The organism is Streptomyces sp. NPDC058246 (assembly GCF_042881985.1).
In the GTDB taxonomy this organism is placed as follows: Bacteria; Actinomycetota; Actinomycetes; order Streptomycetales; family Streptomycetaceae; genus Streptomyces.
Genome location: NZ_JBHVWZ010000036.1, coordinates 58,645 through 75,575 on the forward strand (window position 1 = coordinate 58,645; position 16,931 = coordinate 75,575).

Below are 16,931 nucleotides of genomic sequence, written 5' to 3' on the forward strand. Positions count from 1 at the left end.
TCTCTGACGGGCCATAGCTTTCTAGGCGTAGCTCACCGTGCGGGTGGGCCACGACATCTGGCACGAAACCTGAGGTGGTACTTCCATGGCTACGACGACTCTGCGCGCACTCAACGGCTTTGATGAGACGCCTGCGTCGCTTGCCGATTCGACCCTGATCCTGGTCGACTACCAGAACACCTACGTCGGTGGCGTGATGGAGCTGGAGGGCTGGCAGGCCGCGCTCGACTCCGCTGCCGTGCTGCTGGGAAGGGCGCGGGAGGCGGGCGCGAAGGTCATCCACGTCATCAACGACGGCGGCGAGGGCACCCCGTACGACATCCGAGCGGAGATCGGCCAGATCCACCCGAGCGTGGCGCCGATCGAGGGCGAGCCCGTCGTCGTCAAGAAGGTCCCGAACGCGTTCGTCGACACCGACCTGGGCGAGCACGTCGATGCCGCCGGCCACAAGGACGTCATTGTCGCGGGGTTCATGACGCACATGTGCGTGACGTTCACCACCGAGGGTGCTTTCCTGCGCGGGAACCGGCCCACGGTGGTCGCCGACGCCTGCGCGACGCGCCCTCTGCCGTCGGCGGGCACCGACCTGGCCGCCTCCCAGATCCATCACAGTGCGCTGGCGACGATCGCCGACCTTTACGGCGTCGTCGTCGCGTCCGAGAAGTCCCTGGTCTGACCACCGGGGCCGAGTGAATCGACCGAAGCGAGCGCGGCTTCTGCTGAGGAATTATCACAGGAGCCGCGCTCGTCCACGTCCTGACCCTCGATCTCGTCAACTTCCCGGTCACAAAGGGGAATTCGCGCCTCCACCCCGAGGCCCCCTTTCGTACAGGCCGCAATCGCCACCACTGTGCCATCCCCCAATTCTCCCTTGCCCGTTCACGGGCTAGCGTAATTCTCGCACCCCCCAAAAAAATCCCCCATCCCCCCATCCCCCATCCCCCCACCAAGGAAAAGACCCCCATGAACAGTTTTCGCCTCCCCCACGGAATGACCGTCCGCACACCTTTCGAACCCGTACGGAGAGACAGAACATGGCCACACGCAGAGGTTTTATCGGCGGCGCTTCCGCCGTCGGCGCCACCACACTCTTCGCCGCCCCGCCCTCGGCCGCCGCCACGACCGTGGGCGAGGCCGTGACGGACTCGGAGCGGCAGGCACGCGACGCGATTCTCGCGGTCAACAGCGGTATGCGCGCCAACTACGCCCTGCTCAAATCCGACTTGATCAAGTACCTGAGCCCCGTCATCGTCGTGCAGAACGACTCCAAGGGCGGTAAGTTCACCCTCGTCCACAACGGGACACAGGAATCGTTGAATCCTGTATCCGAGGTGTTCGAGCTGGCGAAGTCGATCAGCCATGTGCCGCTCGGCATCTTCTCGACCATCGCGCCGTACCTGAACAGCAAGGTCCCGAACCTCCCCAACGCCGACCGCATCGACCCGCACGACCTGAAGATGGTCGCGTTCAAGGGAACCGGCACCACCGGCTGGATCACCCCGCTTCAGGACTTCGCCGTCACGCTCACCACGGCCCGCCAGCAGATCGACAAGGCGAACATCCCGCCGGCCATGGTGAATTCGTGCACGAAGCTGCTCGACGCCGCGCTCAAGTTCGTCGACACGTCCGTGAAGAACAAGTCCTTCGACATGAAGTCGTTCGATGATTTCTCGGGCAGCGTGTACGGCAACATCCGCACCAACATGGAGCACGCGGCCCAGGCTCAGATATCCGCCGTGCAAGCTCTCATGAAGCGGTGGCGTGCCAAGATCGGCGAGGAGGGCTGGAAGGACCTGTATGTCGTCGTGCTGTCGCAGTGGACGACTTCCGTCCTGAACCAGAATTCGATCATCATCAAGCCGTGCATGAATCCGGCCAAGGTCGATACCCACCTGATCGACTTGCCGGCCGTCGAGCCGCCCAAGGACCCGATCTTCGTCGCCCTGGACAACCTCGCCCGGATCGTTCAGGACAACATCGCGGCCGAGATGGTCTTCTCCGTCGACGAGGAAGTCGCGGACGCGCTCAAGGGCAAGCAGGACCTGCTCTCCGACGAAATCCTGGACCAGCTCAACGGGGTGACGTCCACCGCCCAGACCGCCTCAGCCATGACCTCGGGCGACACCTGCCCCTTCCACAAGAAGAAGGCAGCGCAGGCGTGACGCGTGGCTTCCTCGTTCGAGACGGTACGGACCGCTGTCTTCGAGCGAGGAAGCCGCTGTCGCTCCATCACGACGGGGGACATATGACATGGCTACTTCTCTACGCGACATACGCAATATCCGAGCGACCGGGCTCTGGGCTCTTTTCGGCATCGGTCTGCTGGCGATCAACTTGCGGGCGGCCATCACCGGGGTCGCTCCCGTACTCGCCGAGCTGAAGGCCCGGTTCGGGCTCAGCCCGGTGGGGGCGAGCGTGCTCACCACCCTCCCGGTGCTCTGTTTGGGCGTCTTCGCCTCTCTCGCGCCCCCTGTTGCCCGCCGGGTGGGCACCGAGGTGGCGATCGCGGGGGCGCTCCTTCTGATCACGGCGGGCATCCTGCTGCGCGTGGTGCCGTCCCCGGTGGCCCTGTTCACCGGGACCGTACTGGCGGGGACGGGCATCGCCACGGGCAATGTGCTCCTGCCCGCGATCATCAAGCGCCGGTTTCCCGAGCGGGTGGGGTCGCTCACCGGGCTGGCGATGATGCTGATGGCGGCCAGCGGCGCGTTCGCCGCCGGTCTGGCCGTCCCTCTCGACCACGCTGTCGGCTGGCGTGCGGCCTTTGCGGTGTGGGCGGTTCCCTCGCTGATCGCGGCGCTGGTGTGGGCGCTGCGCGGTCGTCGCGGACACCGCGGTGAACGGGCGCGGGAGACCCGGCGCACGCCCGCGGTGAAGCCCGGCACAGGGTCGCTGCTGCGGTCCCCGCCGGCCTGGTCGGTGGCGGCCTTCCTGGGTCTGGTGTCACTGATGTTCTATGTGCTGGTGTCCTGGCTGCCCGCGATCATGCGGGACCACGGACTCGCCGCACCCGAGGCCGGGATGATGGTCTCGGTCATGATGATCATCGGCATTCCGCTCGGCTTCGTCGTCCCGCTGGTCGCCGCCCGCCTGCGTGACCAGCGGCCCCTGGTCCTTGCCGTGGCCGCCGTGATGGTGGTGGGCCTGGGGGGTCTGCTCGTGGCCCCGCGCCTGGGCTGGGTGTGGGTGCCGGTGCTCGGACTCGCCACCGGGGGTGCGTTCCCGCTGGCCGTCACCCTGCTGAGCCTGCGCTCGCCGTCCCCGTTGGTCGCCGCACGCCTGTCGGGCATGGCGCAGACCATCGGCTATCTGCTGGCCGGTCTCGGGCCGCTGGCGGTGGGAGTGCTGCACAGCGTCACCGGGGGATGGCAGGTCTCGCTTCTTCTCCTGCTCGCCCTGGTGGTGCCCGAGACGGTCTTCGGGCTTCGCGCGGCCCGCCCCGGATTTGTGTGCCCCGACGCCACCGACGAGGACGGCGACGCAGACGAGGAAGGTGACGCGGACGAGGAAGGTGACGCGGACGAGGAAGGTGACGACGCGGCGGGCACGCGGCACGCCGCCTCACGCACCGGGAGTCAGCTCGTCGGACTGTGAAACGCTCACCGGTTCACGGAGACCAGCCCCGCCTCGTAGGCGATGATCACCAGTTGGACGCGGTCCCGGGCGTCCAGCTTGGACAGGAGGCGGGTGAGGTACGTCTTCGCCGTGGCCACGCTGATGAAGAGCTGTTCGGCTATCTCGGTGTTGGAGAGCCCGGTGCCGACCAGGGTCAGGACCTCGCGTTCGCGGCCCGTTATCGCCGTCAACTCGCGCCGCTTGTGCGCCTGTTCGGGGCGGGCGGTGATGTCCTGGATCAGACGTCGGGTGACGCTGGGGGCGATGAGCGCGTCCCCGGCGGCCACGACGCGTACCGCCCCGATGATGTCGTCCAGCGCCATGTCCTTGACCAGGAAGCCGGACGCACCCGCACGGAGCGCCCCGTACACGTAATCGTCGTCGTCGAAGGTGGTGAGCATGATGATCTTCGAGGCGCCGGGGCCGGCCGTGATCCGGCGCGTCGCCTCGATCCCGTCGGTGCCCGGCATACGGATGTCCATCACGACGACGTCCGGGGCGAGTTGCCCGGCCAGGGTCACCGCTTCGTCGCCGTTCGCGGCCTCCCCCACCACCTCCAGGTCCTCGATGTCGGCGATCACCATGCGAAGCGCCGTGCGGATGAGTTGCTGGTCGTCGGCCAGCACCACGCGGATCGTCATCGCGCTCCCACCTGGACCGGAACCGGGAGGCGGGCGGTCACCCGGAAGCCGCCCCCGGGGCGCGGTCCGGCCGCGAACTCGCCGTGCAGCAGGGCGACTCGCTCGCGCATGCCGATCAGGCCGAAGCCGGTGTCGGTGCTGCTGCCCCGGCCCCGCCCCTCGTCGCTGACTTCGAGGGAGATCTCCTCGTCGCGGTAGTCCACGCTCACCCGGCAGGCGGTCGTACCCGCGTGGCGTACGACGTTGGTGATCGACTCCTGGACGATCCGGAACGCCGACAGGTCGATGTCCGGGGGGAGTTCGCGGCGCTCCCCCCGCCGGCACACGTCCACCCGTACGCCCGCTGCCGTCGTCGCGGCCGCCAGCCGGTCGAGGTCGGCGAGCCCCTCGGCGGGGCGCAGCCGGTCCGCCGCCGAGGCAGCGGACCGGGGTTCCTGGTCCGCGGCACGGTCCACCCGATCCGCCTGCCGCAGGGCGACCAGCATCCGTCGCAACCCGGCGAGAGTCTCCCGGCCCGCCGTCTCCACCGCCGTCATCGCCTCGCCCGCGGCGTCCGGCTGGGTGTGCACGACGCGGGCCGCCGCGCCCGCCTGGAGGGCGATGATGCCGATGCTGTGCGCGACCATGTCGTGCATCTCGCGGGCGATGCGCAGCCGTTCGTCGCCGACGGCCTGACCGGCGGCCTGGACGCGCAGTTTCTCCGCGTACACGCGGGTGCGGTGGGAGGCGTCGCCGAGCAGCCAGGCCACGACGGCCGTCAGCGCGACGGCGAGCTCGGCCGACACACCGATTCCCCAGCCGGCCAGCAGTCGTACGGTCAGCCAGGCCACCAGCATGCCGAGCGCCATGGAGACCGCGGTGACCCCCGTACGGCGCGGGCGGGCCGCCGCGATGAAGTAGAGAGCGACGTCGACCGCGACGAACTGGGCCAGCGGGATCGCCCCCGCGGCCAGGTTCATGGTCGCCAGGCCCGCGGCCGCGAGCTGCATCGCGAGGGCCTTCAGCGGCCGTCGCGTCAGCAGCAGGCCGCCCGCCACCGCCAGCGCCGTGGCCAGCGCGAGGATCACCAGTCCGTCCCACCGGTAGAACTGAACCGCGGCGTACTCGTCCGGTGTCTCCTCGCCGGGGAGCCTGATGCGCGCGAGGAACGTGAACACGGCGCTCGCGCACCAGGCCAGGGCCACCCAGGCACCCGGCGGCACGCGCTTGAGCAGCGGAAGCGGCGGCGTGACATGCATGCGCCGATCGTAGGCTCGCGCGACCGGCAGGGCATCGGCCCGCGGACGTACACCCCAGGTCGACACCGCCCCACGGGAGTGTCCGCGCCGGGCCGATGCCCCGGGACCGCCCCCGGCGAGACGGTGTTCCGCGTGATCGAAGTCAACGAACTGACCAAACGCTACGGCGACACCACGGCCGTACGGCGACTGACCTTCCAGGTGCGCCCAGGGCACGTCACCGGGTTCCTCGGCCCGAACGGCGCGGGCAAGACGACGACCCTGCGCATGCTGCTCGGCCTCATCGCCCCGACCGGTGGCACCGCCACCATCGGCGGACGCCCCTTCCGGGAACGGCCGCGCGGACTGCGGCACGTCGGCGCGCTGCTCGACGCGGGGGACGTGCACGGCGGGCGCAGCGCGCGGGCCCATCTGTCGGCCCTCGCGCGCGGCAACCGGATCCCTCACGGGCGGGTGGACGAGGTGTTGGCGGAGGTGGGGCTGTCGGGGGCGGCGGCCCGACGCCGGGTCGACGGGTTCTCGCTCGGTATGCGGCAACGGCTCGGCATCGCGACGGCGTTGCTCGGCGATCCGCCGGTGCTGATGTTCGACGAGCCGCTCAACGGGCTCGATCCGGAAGGTGTGTTGTGGGTGCGGGGGCTGTTTCGGCGACTGGCCGCCGAGGGCCGTACGGTCTTCGTCTCCAGCCACCTGATGTCCGAAATGGAGAACACCGCGGATCAGTTGATCGTCATCGGGCGGGGTGAGCTGATCGCCGCGGAGAGCGTGGCGGAGTTCGCGGCGCGCGGCACCCGGCTCACGGTGACGGTGCGTACGCCGGACACCGACCGGCTCACAGCCGTGCTGTCCGCCGAGGGGGCCGCCGTGGCGCCCTACGACGAGCGGACCCTCAAGGTGACCGCCCTGAGCGCGGCGCGCATCGGTGAACTCGCCTTCCACCACCGGATCCTGCTGGAAGAACTGACCCCGCAGGCCGCCTCCCTGGAGACGGCCTTCATGGAACTGACCACCGACAGCGCCGAATTCCTGGCCGGAGACTCCCGATGACAACCATCGCTCTTCCCGCCCCCCGGTTCACGGACCTCCTGGCCGCCGAGTGGATCAAGTTCCGCTCGCTGCGCTCGACGTACTGGGCGCTCGGCGCCGGCGCCCTGGCGGTCATCGCCTTCAACGCGAACGCGGCACGGGTGGACGCGACCGACTATCCCAGGTTCAACGAGCAGATGCGGCTGCAGATGGACCACTTGGCGCTGCGCGACGCCTTCACCGACGGATCGGCGATGATCCTGATCCTCGCGGTGGCGAGCATCGGGGCCATCACGATCGTGGGCGAGTACTCGACGGGCCTGGTCCGTACGACGTTCGCGGCCGTTCCGGACCGCCGGGCCCTGATGGCGGCGAAGGTGACCCTGGTGACCGCGGTCATGACGGTCTACGGCGCGCTCGTCGCCGGTGCCTCCTTCGCCGCGACGCAGGCCATCCTCGACACCCGTGCCGCCGGTGTCACGCTCTCCCACCCAGGCGCCCTCCGCGTCGTCGCGGCCTCCGCGCTGCTCGCCCCCGTCTGCGCTCTCGCGGGCATGGCCCTGGGCGCGCTGATCCGGCACAGCGCCACCGCGATGGTCGCCACCACCGCCGTACTCCTCCTGATCCCCGCCTTCATCACCGACCGCTACGGGTGGACGGCCGCCGTCAAGCACGCCCAGCCCGTCAACGCCTGGACCCGCCTGACCGACATCGCCTTCGGCCACGACCCCTTCACCCTGACCCCGCCCCATCCGGCGACGGTCACGGGCGCCTGGGTCACCTTCGCCGCATGGGCGGCGGTGTCGGCGGTCGTCGCGGTGGTGGCGGTGGACCGGCGGGACGTGTGACGGCCCCTTCCTTCAGCCGAAGTCGCCGAAGCGGCGTACGTAGCGGCGCTGCCACGGTGTCTCCACGGCGTGGCGGTCGTAGTGGTGGCGTACGTACGCCACTGCCTCCTGCGGTGGTACCCCGTCGAGGACGGCCAGGCAGGCCAGCGCCGTGCCGGTGCGGCCCCGGCCGCCGCCGCAGGCGATCTCGACGCGGTCGGCGGGGGTCCGCCTCCAGGCCTCGGTGAGTACCGTCCGGGCCTCACCCCGGTCGGCGGGGAGCCGGAAGTCCGGCCAGCGCAGCCAGTGGGCTTCCCAGGGGACTTCGGGGGGCCGCTTGCCGAGCAGGTACACGGCGTACGTGGGTTCCGGGGCGTCGGCCGGGAGCGGCCGCCGTAGGGCCCGGCCCCGCACCAGCCTGCCGGAGGGCAGGCGCAGTACACCGGCGTCACTCGGGTCCCAGGTCTCGGTCATGTTTTTTCGCCCCCTCCGCCCCTGCCCGTCCCCTACCCGGGGGCTCCGCCCCCGCACCCCCGTATCGCGCTTCGCGCTCGTCCTCAAACGCCGGACGGGCTGAAAAGCGTCCCTCAGCTCACCCCCCGCGACTCCTGTGCCGCCCTCGCCTCGATTCCGCGGAAATGGTCCGCCATCGCGCGCTGCGCGCCCTCGACGTCGCGGGCACGCAGCGCCGTGACGATGTCGCGGTGGCGGCGGACGGTCACCTCGGGGGCGGGGTCGTCGGTCCAGCCGCGGACGCCGGCGACGCGGCGGAAGACGGTCCAGAAGGCGCCGAGGAGCTGCGGGACGAGGGCGTTGCCGAGGGAGGCGTACAGCAGCTCGTGGAAGCGGCGGTCGAGTTCGGGGAAGGGGCGGCCCTCGCGGCCCGCCGCTTCCATCTCGGCGACGACCGACTCCAGTTGGTCCAGCTCCGCCTCGGAGAGCGTCGCCGCGACCCGACGGATCAGCCCCTCCTCCAAGACCTCGCGGACCTGGAGTATCTCCGCGAGCGCGCCCGTCTCGTCGTCCGGCCCGGCGAGCGTACGGAAAGTGAGGCCGTCGACGAGCGGGGTCAGCGAGGCCTGGCCGACGTACGTGCCGTAGCCGTGTCTGATCTCGACTATGTCGAGCGCCTGGAGTGCTTTGAGGGCCTCACGGACGGAGTTGCGGCTCACACCGAGGTCGGTCATCAGCTCGGTCTCGGTGGGCAGCGGCGCCCCGGCCGGGAGCTTGCGGTCGAGGATCAGCTGCATGACCTCGGCCTGGATCTGGCTGCTCACCCGGCGCTCGGACCGACGCCGGTTCCCGGTCTCCTCAGACATGCGCCGCATCGTACGCTCGCTGGACATCCGACGTCCCACCTCCGGACTGATTAAACGCCAACTGCCGTCAACTGCCCCTGTTTCACACCGCCATTGGTCGCACCTCTGGAAGATACGCCATTCGTGTGCGATCCCTTGACCCCCTCCACGCCCCCTCCTATGGTCACGCTGCCCCCTATGACGTAGGACGTCGTATCTCCCCCCATCACTCCTGCTGGAGGAACCGTGCGCGACGTGACCGACACTCCGGCGCTGCACCGCCGGTCGTTCCTGAAGTACACCGGCGCCCTGGGTGCGGCCGCCGCCCTCTCCTCGTCGCTGGCCGCCTGCTCGTCCGGGCCGGAGTCCACGAACGACACCGGCGGCGGTGGCACCGGCAAGAACGCCACCCTGACGGCCGTCATCGGCTACGGGAACGACGGCAGCTGGGATCCGACACAGACCGCGTCCGCCTTCTGCATGGCCGCGAACAACCACATCTACGAGGGTCTGCTCGACACCGACCCGATCTCCCGCGAGCCGTACGCGGCCCTGGCCACCGAGGTGCCGTCCGATCTCAGCGGCACGTCGTGGAAGTTCACGCTGCGCGCGGGCGCGAAGTTCCACGACGGGAAGCCGGTCACCGCCGACGACGTGGTCTTCGTCTTTGACCGCATTCTCGACCCGAACACGCAGACCCTCGCCAAGGGCTTCTTCGCCGGCTGGCTGAAGGAGGTCAGGAAGATCGACGCCCAGAACGTCGAGCTGGTGCTGAAATTCCCCTTCCCCGAAGGGGTTTCGCGGCTCACCCTCGCGAAGGTCATGCCGAAGCACGTCTTCTCCCGGCCCGGTGCCTGGGACGACGCGATCAAGGGCAAGGCGGTCGGCTCGGGGCCGTACCGGCAGACCGCGCATCACCCGAAGTCGAACACCACCTTCGAGGCGTTCGCCGACTACAACGGCCCGCGCAAGGCGGCCTTCAAGAAGATGAACTGGCTGACCATAGTGGATGCCGCACCCCGCGTCGCGAAGATCTCGGGGGCCGGCGCGGGCGCGCAGATCGCCGACAACATCCCGTACGCCAATATCGGTCAGCTCAAGAGCGGCGGCATGACCGTCCAGGGCGGCGCGGGCATGAACAACCTCTTCCTCATGTTCAACACCCAGCACAAACCCTTCGACGACGTGCGGGTCCGGCAGGCGCTGCACTACGCCATCGACACCGGCAAGATGGTCGAGGTCGCCCTGAAGGGACACGGAAAGCCGTCGTCCTCCTTCCTCAACGAGGGCAACCCCTCCTACCGGCCCGCGAAGACCGTCTACTCCTACGACCCGGAGAAGGCGAAGAAGCTCCTCAAGGAGGCCGGGGTCAAGGGGCTGAAGATCGAGATCCTGTCGGTGAACGTCAGCTGGATCGTCGACTGCCTGCCGACCATCAAGGCGTCCTGGGACGCGATCGGTGTGCAGACCACGCTCTCGCCGCAGGAGACGACGGCCGTGTTCACCAAGATGGACCAGAAGCAGGACTACCAGGTCGTCGCGGCCGCCTCGAACCCGAACCAGTTCGGGCTGGATGCCGACCTGATCATGCACTACAACTACGGGCCGCAGAACCTCTGGATGGGCTACGCCCGCTGGGCCGGCGACCCCGTGGCGAAGAAGCTCTTCAAGGACATGGACCAGGCGACGCGGGAGCCGGACGCCGACAGGAAGAAGACGATGATCCAGGACTACATCGACATCGTCGCCGAGCAGGCCGTGCTCTACCCGGTCGTGCACAACGAGCTGATGACGGCGTGGAACCCGAAGAGGCTCACGGGGATAAGGGCACAGCCCTACCCGGGCATCAACCTGCTGCAAGCCAAGTGGGTCTAGGCGACGAAGGAGTCCGTACGTGGTCGCCATCGCCAGGATCCTGCTGCGTCGCGTCGCGCTGCTCGTGCCGCTGATGCTCGGGATCGTGCTGTTCGTCTTCCTCGTGATGCGGTTCTCGGACGTCGATCCGGCGTCGGCGTTCTTCCAGGGCGCCAATCCGACCCCGCAGCAGCTGCACGACTTCCGGGAGCAGAACGGGCTCCTGGACCCGCTGCCGGTGCGCTACGTCCAGTTCGTGGGCGACCTGCTCCACGGCGACCTGGGCACCAGCGCGCTGACCAGGGGGTCGGTGCTCGACCAGGTCACCACCGCGCTGCCGCTCACCCTCCAGCTCACCTTCCTGGGGCTCGGCGTCGCGGTGGTGCTCTCGCTGCTCGGCGGGGTCACCGCCGCGATCTACCGCGACCGGCTGCCCGACCAGATCATCCGTGTCGTCTCGCTCACGGGGGTCGCGGCGCCGGGATTCTGGCTGGCGCTGCTGATGATCCAGTATCTGGCCGTCGACCAGGGCTGGTTCCCGACCGGCGGCTACATCAACCCGGCCGACTCGCTGACCGGCTGGCTGAAGACCATGGCCCTGCCCGCGCTCGCGCTCTCCCTCCCGGTCGCCGCCCAGCTCACCCGGATCGTGCGGACCTCCGTGGTGGAGGAGCTGGACAAGGACTACGTGCGGACGGCGATCGGCAGCGGATTGCCGCCACGGGTGGTGGTCGGGCGGAACGTCCTCAGGAACGCCCTGATGAACCCGCTGACCGTGCTGGGACTGCGCGTCGGGTATCTCCTCGGCGGCGCGGTCGTCATCGAGACGATCTTCTCCCTCCCCGGGATGGGCAAGTTGATGATCGACGCGGTGAAGAACGGCGACCCGGCCGTCGTCCAGGGTGTCGTCCTGACCACGGCCACCGGCTTCGTCGTCGTGAACCTCGTCATCGACATCCTCTATCTGCTCGTCAACCCGCGCCTGCGGGAGGTGACCTGATGTCCCTACCGAGGAAAGCGAGCTGATGTCACTACCGAGGGAAGCGACCTGATGTTCACGCGCCAGAGCCTGACCGAGGCTCTCTCCCGGCCCGGTGTCCGGCTGCGCGCCTGGCGTCGGCTGCCGCTGCTGTCGAAGGCCGCCGTCTGCTTCCTGGCCGTGGTCGGGCTGGTGGCCCTGCTCGCGCCGGTGCTCGCCCCGCACGACCCGCTCGACCAGCAGGCGCCGGTGGACGGCACCGGACACCCGTCCGCCGGTCACTGGATGGGGCAGGACAGCCTCGGCCGGGACATCCTCAGCCGGCTGATGTACGGCGCCCGCTGGTCGCTGGCGATCGGTCTGGGCGCCACCGCGCTCGCCCTCGTCGTGGGAGCGCTTCTCGGCGCGGTCGCGGCGACCTCCCGCAAGGCGGTCGACGAGACGCTGATGCGCTGCCTGGACGTGGTGATGGCGTTCCCCGGCATTGCGCTGGCCGCCGTCCTGGTGGCCGTGTTCGGCGGCGGCATCACCGTGCTGATCTGCGCGATCGCGTTCCTGTTCACGCCGCCGGTCGCCAGGGTCGTCCGGGCGAACGTCCTCGACCAGTACGGCGAGGACTATGTCACCGCCGAGCATGTGATCGGCGCCCGCACCCCGCACATCGTCCTCAAGCACGTGGCCATCAACTGCGCCGCCCCCGTGCTGGTGTTCTGCACCGTGCAGGTCGCGGAGGCCATCGTCTTCGAGGCGTCGCTGTCCTTCATCGGCGCGGGCGTACGACCCCCGGACCCGTCCTGGGGCAGTGTCATCGCGGACGGCAAGAACATGGTGCTGACGGGCGGCTGGTGGGCGACGGTCTTCCCGGGCCTGCTGATGCTGATCACCGTCCTGTCGCTGAACATCCTCTCGGAGGGCGTCTCGGACGCGTGGGCGGCACCGGCGGCCAGGGACGTGGCCGTACCCGCGAAGGAGGACCGCCTCGAAGCACCGGAGCCGGGCAGCGGGAAGGTCCTGGAACTGCCGGGCCTGACCGAGGCCGCCGCGCGCCTGCGTGCCCGGGCCCGCCCGCTTCCCAGCGGTCAGCCCGTCCTCGCCGTCGAGAACCTGGCCATCGGCTTCGACGCCCGGCACGCGGGGGTGGACATCGTCGACGGCATCAGCTTCGAGGTGCAGCCGGGTGAGGTGCTGGGCCTGGTCGGCGAGTCCGGCTGCGGCAAGTCGCTGACGGCGCTGACAGTGATGGGCCTGGAGCCGAAGGGGGCCCGGGTGCGCGGCCATGTCCGGTTCGGCCCGCGGCAGTTGATCGGCGAGCCGATGCGCGTACGGCGCCGGCTGCTGGGCCACGAGATGGCGATGATCTACCAGGACGCGCTGTCGTCCCTGAACCCGGCGATGACCATCCGGGCCCAGCTGAAACAGGTCGTACGACGGGGCGGGAAGCGCTCCCCGGCCGAACTGCTCGAGCTGGTCGGCCTGGACCCCGAGCGCACCCTGCGCAGCTACCCGCACGAGCTGTCCGGCGGCCAGCGACAGCGCGTCCTGATCGCCATGGCCCTGTCCCGCAGCCCCAGGCTGATCGTCGCCGACGAACCGACGACGGCCCTGGACGTGACGGTCCAGGCGCAGGTCATGGAGCTGCTGCTGCGACTGCGAGCGGAGCTGGACTTCGCGCTGATCCTCGTCTCGCACGACCTGGCGCTGGTCTCGGCGGTCACCGACCGGGTGGTCGTGATGTACGGCGGCCAGATCGTGGAGACGGGCGTGACCGCCGACCTGGTGGAGGCACCGGCCCACCACTACACGCGCGGGCTGCTGGGCAGCGTGCTCTCGCTGGAGTCGGCGGCCGAGCGGATGACCCAGATCAAGGGAGTCGTGCCCTCCCCGGCCGACTTCCCGGCGGGCTGCCGCTTCGCCGACCGCTGCCCGATGGCGAGCGTGCTGTGCCGTACGACGGCGCCGGACCTGGTCGGCACCTCCGCGCACACGGCGGCCTGCCACCACCCGGCGGTGGACCTGGGAATCACGGACGGCGGGGGCGCGGTCGCGCTGGCCGATCCCAACGGAAGCGAAGGGGCCGTCACGTGAACGCGCTGGTGCAGCTGTCCGACGCCCACGTCGTCCACAAGGCGCGCAGCGGCGGCCTGTTCACCCGGGACAAGGTGTACGCCCTCACCGGCGCCGACCTCGCCGTCGCGCCCGGCGAGACGGTCGGCGTCGTCGGCGAGTCCGGCTGCGGCAAGTCGACGCTCGCGAAGGTGCTGGTGGGTGTGCAGCGGCCGACGTCCGGCACGGTGACCTTCGGCGGCCGCGACCTGTGGTCCCTGAAGCCGGACGAACGGCGCAGGGCCGTCGGCAGCAGCACGGGCATGATCTTCCAGGACCCGTCGACGGCCCTGAACCGCCGGCTGTCCGTGCGCCAGATCCTGCGCGACCCGCTGGACGTGCACCGGCGCGGCACACCTCCCGAACGAGCGGAGCGGGTCAGGGAGTTGATGTCACTCGTCGGCCTGCCCCGCGCCCTCGCGGAAGCCCTGCCCGGCCAGCTCTCCGGCGGCCAGCGACAGCGCGTCGCCATCGCCCGGGCCCTCGCGCTGGACCCGGACCTGGTGGTGGCCGACGAGCCGACGAGCGCGCTGGACGTGTCGGTCCGCGCCCAGATCCTCAATCTCCTCCTGGACCTCAAGGAACGCCTCGGCCTGGCCCTGGTGTTCGTGTCGCACGACATCCAGACGGTACGGCGGATGAGCGACCGGGTGATCACGATGTACCTCGGCCGGATCGTGGAGGAGGCACCGGCCGACGAGGTCACCGACCGCTCCCGGCACCCGTACACCAGGGCGCTCTTCTCGGCGACCCCCGGCCTCCTCGACCCCATCGACCCGATTCCCCTCGTGGGCCCGGTCCCCTCGGCGACCCGGCCGCCGAGCGGCTGCCCGTTCCGCACCCGCTGCTGGAAGGCGGACGAGGTGTGCGCGTCCTCGATGCCCGGCTTCACGGCCGCGTCGGCCCCGGATCACCGCTTCCGGTGTCACCATCCTGTGGAGGAGGGCCAGTCGACGCGCGCCCTGGTCGCGCAGGCCGAGTCCGCCGCGCTGTCCGCCCCGGCCACCGCCATGGCCGACGTACCGTCCCAGCAGCACATCCGGGAGCCTTCATGACGATCCCCACCCCGCTGACCGGTGTCGTACCGCCCGTCTGCACCCCCCTGACACCGGAACGCGAGGTGGACGTCCCCTCACTCATCAGGCTCGTGGACCATCTGGTGGACGGCGGGGTGCACGCCCTGTTCGTCCTCGGCTCGACCTCCGAGGTGGCGTATCTGACGGACCCGCAGCGCAGGCTGGTGGTGGAGACGGTCGCCGGCCACGTCGCCGGACAGCTCCCCGTCCTCGCGGGCGCGATCGACATGACGACGCCACGGGTACTCGCCCACGTCTCGGCCGTCACGGCGGCGGGCGCGGACGCGGTCGTCGTCACGGCCCCCTTCTACACCCGGACCCACCCGGCCGAGATCGCCCGGCACTTCCGCCTGATCGCCGCGCACTCGTCCGTGCCTGTCCTCGCGTACGACCTTCCCGCCTCCGTCCACACCAAGCTGAGCGCCGAACTGGTCCTGGAGCTGGCCGCGGACGGCGCCCTCGCCGGGCTCAAGGACTCCAGCGGCGACCTCGGCGGCTTCCGCGCCGTCGTCACCGGCGCGCGCGCCCACCCCGACATCACCGGTTTCACCCTTCTCACCGGCTCCGAGGTCGTGGTCGACTCGGCGCTCGCCCTCGGGGCGGACGGGGCGGTGCCCGGGCTCGGGAACGTGGATCCGGTGGGGTACGTGCGGTTGTTCCGGCTGTGCCGGGAGGGGGACTGGGAGCGGGCGCGGGCCGAGCAGGAACGACTGTGCGCGCTGTTCGACATGGTGGGGGTCGGGGACCCCGCCCGGATGGGCGGCAGCTCTTCCGCCCTCGGGGCCTTCAAGGCGGCGCTGTATCTACGGGGTGTCATCGACTGCCCGGCGACCGCCGAGCCCCAGGTGCCCCTGTCGGAGGGGGAGATCGAGCGGGTGGGGAAGTACCTGGCGGCGGCCGGATTGTCGTAAGGCCTTCTTCGCCCCCGCGCCCCTGGATAGGGGCGCGGGGAACTGCGCGAACGGGGTCTGGGGGCGCAGCCCCCAGGTACGGGACGGGCAGGGGCGGAGGGGGCGAAAGAACCCACTACCCCAGCAGGTCGGCCACCGGCACACGCCGGAACTCGATCGTGTCGTACGGCCCGGTCGCCCCGGTCTCGTAGAGGAGACCGACTCGGCTCGCGCCGAGCTGAACCAGGTCGGAGTACGCGGCCCCCCACGAGGACAGCGTCTTCGCCTTGGTGAAGGTCACACCCCCGTCCGAGCTGCGCCAGATGGCCATCGACCGGCGCGCGGTCGGGACGGACGGCCCGGAGAAGAGGAGCGGAGCGGAAGGCCCCGACAGCTGGAGGACGCTCGCCTGCACGACGGGAACGTCGTCGAGGGTGGACTGGACGGCGTAGGGCCGGTCCAGGGTCACGCCTCCGTCACTGGAGTAGGAGTCGAGGCGATTCCCCCGGCTCGTACCGTTCTGATCACGAGAGGTGAAGTACACCCGCCCGGAGGGGAGTTCGGCCGCACCGCTCTCGTTCGCGTTGTCGACCCCGTCGTACGAGCGGTCCACGAAGCCCAGCCGCCAGCTGAGCCCACCGTCGTCGCTGTAGAGATCGTGCGCGCCGTAGTACTTGGGCTCCTGCCCGGTGTCGGCGGAGCCGAGGGGCGGAGCGGCGGAATGGTTGGCGGGAACGACCAGGCGGCCGGCGTGCGGTCCGCGGCGGAGCGCGATCGCATGGCCGGGGCCCGTGGCGTACCACCGCCAGCCGGGCGGCTTCACCTCCGCCGTGATGTCGCGCGGAGCGGAGAAGTGCCGGCCGTCGTCGCGGCTGGTCTGGACGAAGACGCGACGGCTCTGCTCGGGCGTGACCTCGCCCCGCATGATCTGCGCCTCGGTGACCGCACCGCTGTTGTAGGACGTGAGCAGGACGATCCGTCCGGTCTTCGGGTCCACCACCGGCGCCGGGTTGCCCCGGGTGTCGCCCTTGCCGGACGCGACGACCCGCATCGGCCCCCATGTACAGCCGCCGTCGGAGGAGCGTCGGAGGACGACGTCGATGTTGCCGGTGTCGCCCGCGCCGCTGTGTCTCCCCTCGGCGAAGGCGAGCACCGTGCCGGCGCGGGTCGTGACCGTCGCCGGGATGCGGTACGTGTCGTAGCCGGACTCGCCCGCCGTGTACGGCACGGAGGACGTGCAGCCCCGGGTGGCGAGCGGCGCGCCCGACGCGGTGCCCGTGGCGGTGAACGCCGTGAGGGCGGTGAGAAGTCCTGCGGCCGCCGCCCACGCGACCCTGCGACTCGTGACAGTCATGGCACTCCCTAACTCCCCTGGACCGGGACA

Annotated in this window: 15 protein-coding genes; 10 read left to right on the forward strand and 5 right to left on the reverse strand. The window is 70.2% G+C overall.

Annotated features, from left to right (window positions below):
• Positions 1-85: 85 nt before the first annotated feature.
• The 3 genes from ACFVXA_RS34880 to ACFVXA_RS34890 all read left to right on the forward strand — a co-directional run bounded on the left by ACFVXA_RS34880 (position 86) and on the right by ACFVXA_RS34890 (position 3,594).
• A complete protein-coding gene (locus ACFVXA_RS34880; RefSeq protein WP_362018363.1) occupies positions 86-676 on the forward strand; it encodes a cysteine hydrolase family protein in 591 nt (196 codons plus the stop codon).
• 358 nt (positions 677-1,034) lie between these two features.
• The gene (locus tag ACFVXA_RS34885; RefSeq protein WP_383905014.1) at positions 1,035-2,162 is read left to right on the forward strand and encodes a hypothetical protein; all 1,128 of its coding nucleotides are present in this window, start codon (positions 1,035-1,037) and stop codon (positions 2,160-2,162) included.
• Positions 2,163-2,250: 88 nt separating this feature from the next.
• Positions 2,251-3,594: an MFS transporter gene (locus tag ACFVXA_RS34890; RefSeq protein WP_390028229.1), complete on the forward strand. Its 1,344-nt coding sequence runs from the start codon at positions 2,251-2,253 to the stop codon at positions 3,592-3,594.
• Between the two features lie 5 nt (positions 3,595-3,599).
• Here ACFVXA_RS34890 and ACFVXA_RS34895 read toward each other — a convergent pair whose 3' ends face one another.
• Both ACFVXA_RS34895 and ACFVXA_RS34900 read right to left on the reverse strand, forming a co-directional pair.
• On the reverse strand, positions 3,600-4,256 hold the full coding sequence (locus ACFVXA_RS34895) for a response regulator (RefSeq protein WP_390028230.1): 657 nt from the start codon (positions 4,254-4,256) through the stop codon (positions 3,600-3,602).
• Positions 4,253-5,494, reverse strand: a complete 1,242-nt coding sequence (locus ACFVXA_RS34900; RefSeq protein ID WP_362018357.1) for a sensor histidine kinase — start codon at positions 5,492-5,494, stop codon at positions 4,253-4,255. Before ACFVXA_RS34900 ends, ACFVXA_RS34895 begins: the two co-directional genes overlap by 4 nt.
• Positions 5,495-5,626: 132 nt before the next feature.
• Here ACFVXA_RS34900 and ACFVXA_RS34905 point away from each other — a divergent pair, with 132 nt between their 5' ends.
• Both ACFVXA_RS34905 and ACFVXA_RS34910 read left to right on the forward strand, forming a co-directional pair.
• Complete coding sequence (locus ACFVXA_RS34905) at positions 5,627-6,541, forward strand: ATP-binding cassette domain-containing protein (protein WP_383744127.1); 915 nt, start codon at positions 5,627-5,629, stop codon at positions 6,539-6,541.
• Complete coding sequence (locus ACFVXA_RS34910) at positions 6,538-7,368, forward strand: ABC transporter permease (RefSeq protein WP_362018353.1); 831 nt, start codon at positions 6,538-6,540, stop codon at positions 7,366-7,368. Before ACFVXA_RS34905 ends, ACFVXA_RS34910 begins: the two co-directional genes overlap by 4 nt.
• A 12-nt stretch (positions 7,369-7,380) precedes the next feature.
• Here the strand turns inward: ACFVXA_RS34910 and ACFVXA_RS34915 are convergent, their stop codons facing one another.
• Together ACFVXA_RS34915 and ACFVXA_RS34920 are read right to left on the reverse strand one after the other, a co-directional pair.
• Positions 7,381-7,821 (reverse strand): protein phosphatase, encoded by a 441-nt coding sequence (locus tag ACFVXA_RS34915; RefSeq protein ID WP_384025482.1) that lies wholly within the window; start codon positions 7,819-7,821, stop codon positions 7,381-7,383.
• Positions 7,822-7,934: 113 nt separating this feature from the next.
• Positions 7,935-8,675 carry a FadR/GntR family transcriptional regulator gene (locus ACFVXA_RS34920; RefSeq protein ID WP_362018438.1) on the reverse strand — a complete coding sequence of 247 codons (741 nt, stop codon included), beginning with the start codon at positions 8,673-8,675 and terminating at the stop codon, positions 7,935-7,937.
• Positions 8,676-8,891: 216 nt separating this feature from the next.
• Between ACFVXA_RS34920 and ACFVXA_RS34925 the strand changes: the two genes are divergently transcribed.
• The 5 genes from ACFVXA_RS34925 to ACFVXA_RS34945 are packed head-to-tail and all read left to right on the forward strand — an operon-like array spanning position 8,892 to position 15,568.
• Positions 8,892-10,520 carry an ABC transporter substrate-binding protein gene (locus ACFVXA_RS34925; protein ID WP_383744133.1) on the forward strand — a complete coding sequence of 543 codons (1,629 nt, stop codon included), beginning with the start codon at positions 8,892-8,894 and terminating at the stop codon, positions 10,518-10,520.
• Positions 10,521-10,539: 19 nt separating this feature from the next.
• Positions 10,540-11,499: an ABC transporter permease gene (locus ACFVXA_RS34930; protein ID WP_390028231.1), complete on the forward strand. Its 960-nt coding sequence runs from the start codon at positions 10,540-10,542 to the stop codon at positions 11,497-11,499.
• Positions 11,500-11,550: 51 nt separating this feature from the next.
• Positions 11,551-13,563: a dipeptide/oligopeptide/nickel ABC transporter permease/ATP-binding protein gene (locus tag ACFVXA_RS34935; protein WP_390028232.1), complete on the forward strand. Its 2,013-nt coding sequence runs from the start codon at positions 11,551-11,553 to the stop codon at positions 13,561-13,563.
• Complete coding sequence (locus ACFVXA_RS34940; RefSeq protein ID WP_390028234.1) at positions 13,560-14,636, forward strand: oligopeptide/dipeptide ABC transporter ATP-binding protein; 1,077 nt, start codon at positions 13,560-13,562, stop codon at positions 14,634-14,636. The genes ACFVXA_RS34935 and ACFVXA_RS34940 overlap by 4 nt, the downstream gene beginning before the upstream one ends.
• Positions 14,633-15,568, forward strand: coding sequence for a dihydrodipicolinate synthase family protein (locus ACFVXA_RS34945; protein ID WP_362018341.1), 936 nt, complete (start codon positions 14,633-14,635; stop codon positions 15,566-15,568). The genes ACFVXA_RS34940 and ACFVXA_RS34945 overlap by 4 nt, the downstream gene beginning before the upstream one ends.
• Before the next feature lie 115 nt (positions 15,569-15,683).
• Here ACFVXA_RS34945 and ACFVXA_RS34950 read toward each other — a convergent pair whose 3' ends face one another.
• Positions 15,684-16,901: an exo-alpha-sialidase gene (locus ACFVXA_RS34950; protein ID WP_390028235.1), complete on the reverse strand. Its 1,218-nt coding sequence runs from the start codon at positions 16,899-16,901 to the stop codon at positions 15,684-15,686.
• Between the last annotated feature and the right edge of the window lie 30 nt (positions 16,902-16,931).

What these genes read in the sequence shown, in the direction of transcription:
- ACFVXA_RS34880 (WP_362018363.1), top strand. Translation starts at nt 86, where the DNA reads ATGGCTACGACGACTCTGCGCGCACTCAACGGCTTTGATGAGACGCCT.
- ACFVXA_RS34885 (WP_383905014.1), top strand. Translation starts at nt 1,035, where the DNA reads ATGGCCACACGCAGAGGTTTTATCGGCGGCGCTTCCGCCGTCGGCGCC.
- ACFVXA_RS34890 (WP_390028229.1), top strand. Translation starts at nt 2,251, where the DNA reads ATGGCTACTTCTCTACGCGACATACGCAATATCCGAGCGACCGGGCTC.
- ACFVXA_RS34895 (WP_390028230.1), bottom strand. Translation starts at nt 4,256, where the DNA reads ATGACGATCCGCGTGGTGCTGGCCGACGACCAGCAACTCATCCGCACG.
- ACFVXA_RS34900 (WP_362018357.1), bottom strand. Translation starts at nt 5,494, where the DNA reads ATGCATGTCACGCCGCCGCTTCCGCTGCTCAAGCGCGTGCCGCCGGGT.
- ACFVXA_RS34910 (WP_362018353.1), top strand. Translation starts at nt 6,538, where the DNA reads ATGACAACCATCGCTCTTCCCGCCCCCCGGTTCACGGACCTCCTGGCC.
- ACFVXA_RS34915 (WP_384025482.1), bottom strand. Translation starts at nt 7,821, where the DNA reads ATGACCGAGACCTGGGACCCGAGTGACGCCGGTGTACTGCGCCTGCCC.
- ACFVXA_RS34920 (WP_362018438.1), bottom strand. Translation starts at nt 8,675, where the DNA reads ATGCGGCGCATGTCTGAGGAGACCGGGAACCGGCGTCGGTCCGAGCGC.
- ACFVXA_RS34935 (WP_390028232.1), top strand. Translation starts at nt 11,551, where the DNA reads ATGTTCACGCGCCAGAGCCTGACCGAGGCTCTCTCCCGGCCCGGTGTC.
- ACFVXA_RS34945 (WP_362018341.1), top strand. Translation starts at nt 14,633, where the DNA reads ATGACGATCCCCACCCCGCTGACCGGTGTCGTACCGCCCGTCTGCACC.
- ACFVXA_RS34950 (WP_390028235.1), bottom strand. Translation starts at nt 16,901, where the DNA reads ATGACTGTCACGAGTCGCAGGGTCGCGTGGGCGGCGGCCGCAGGACTT.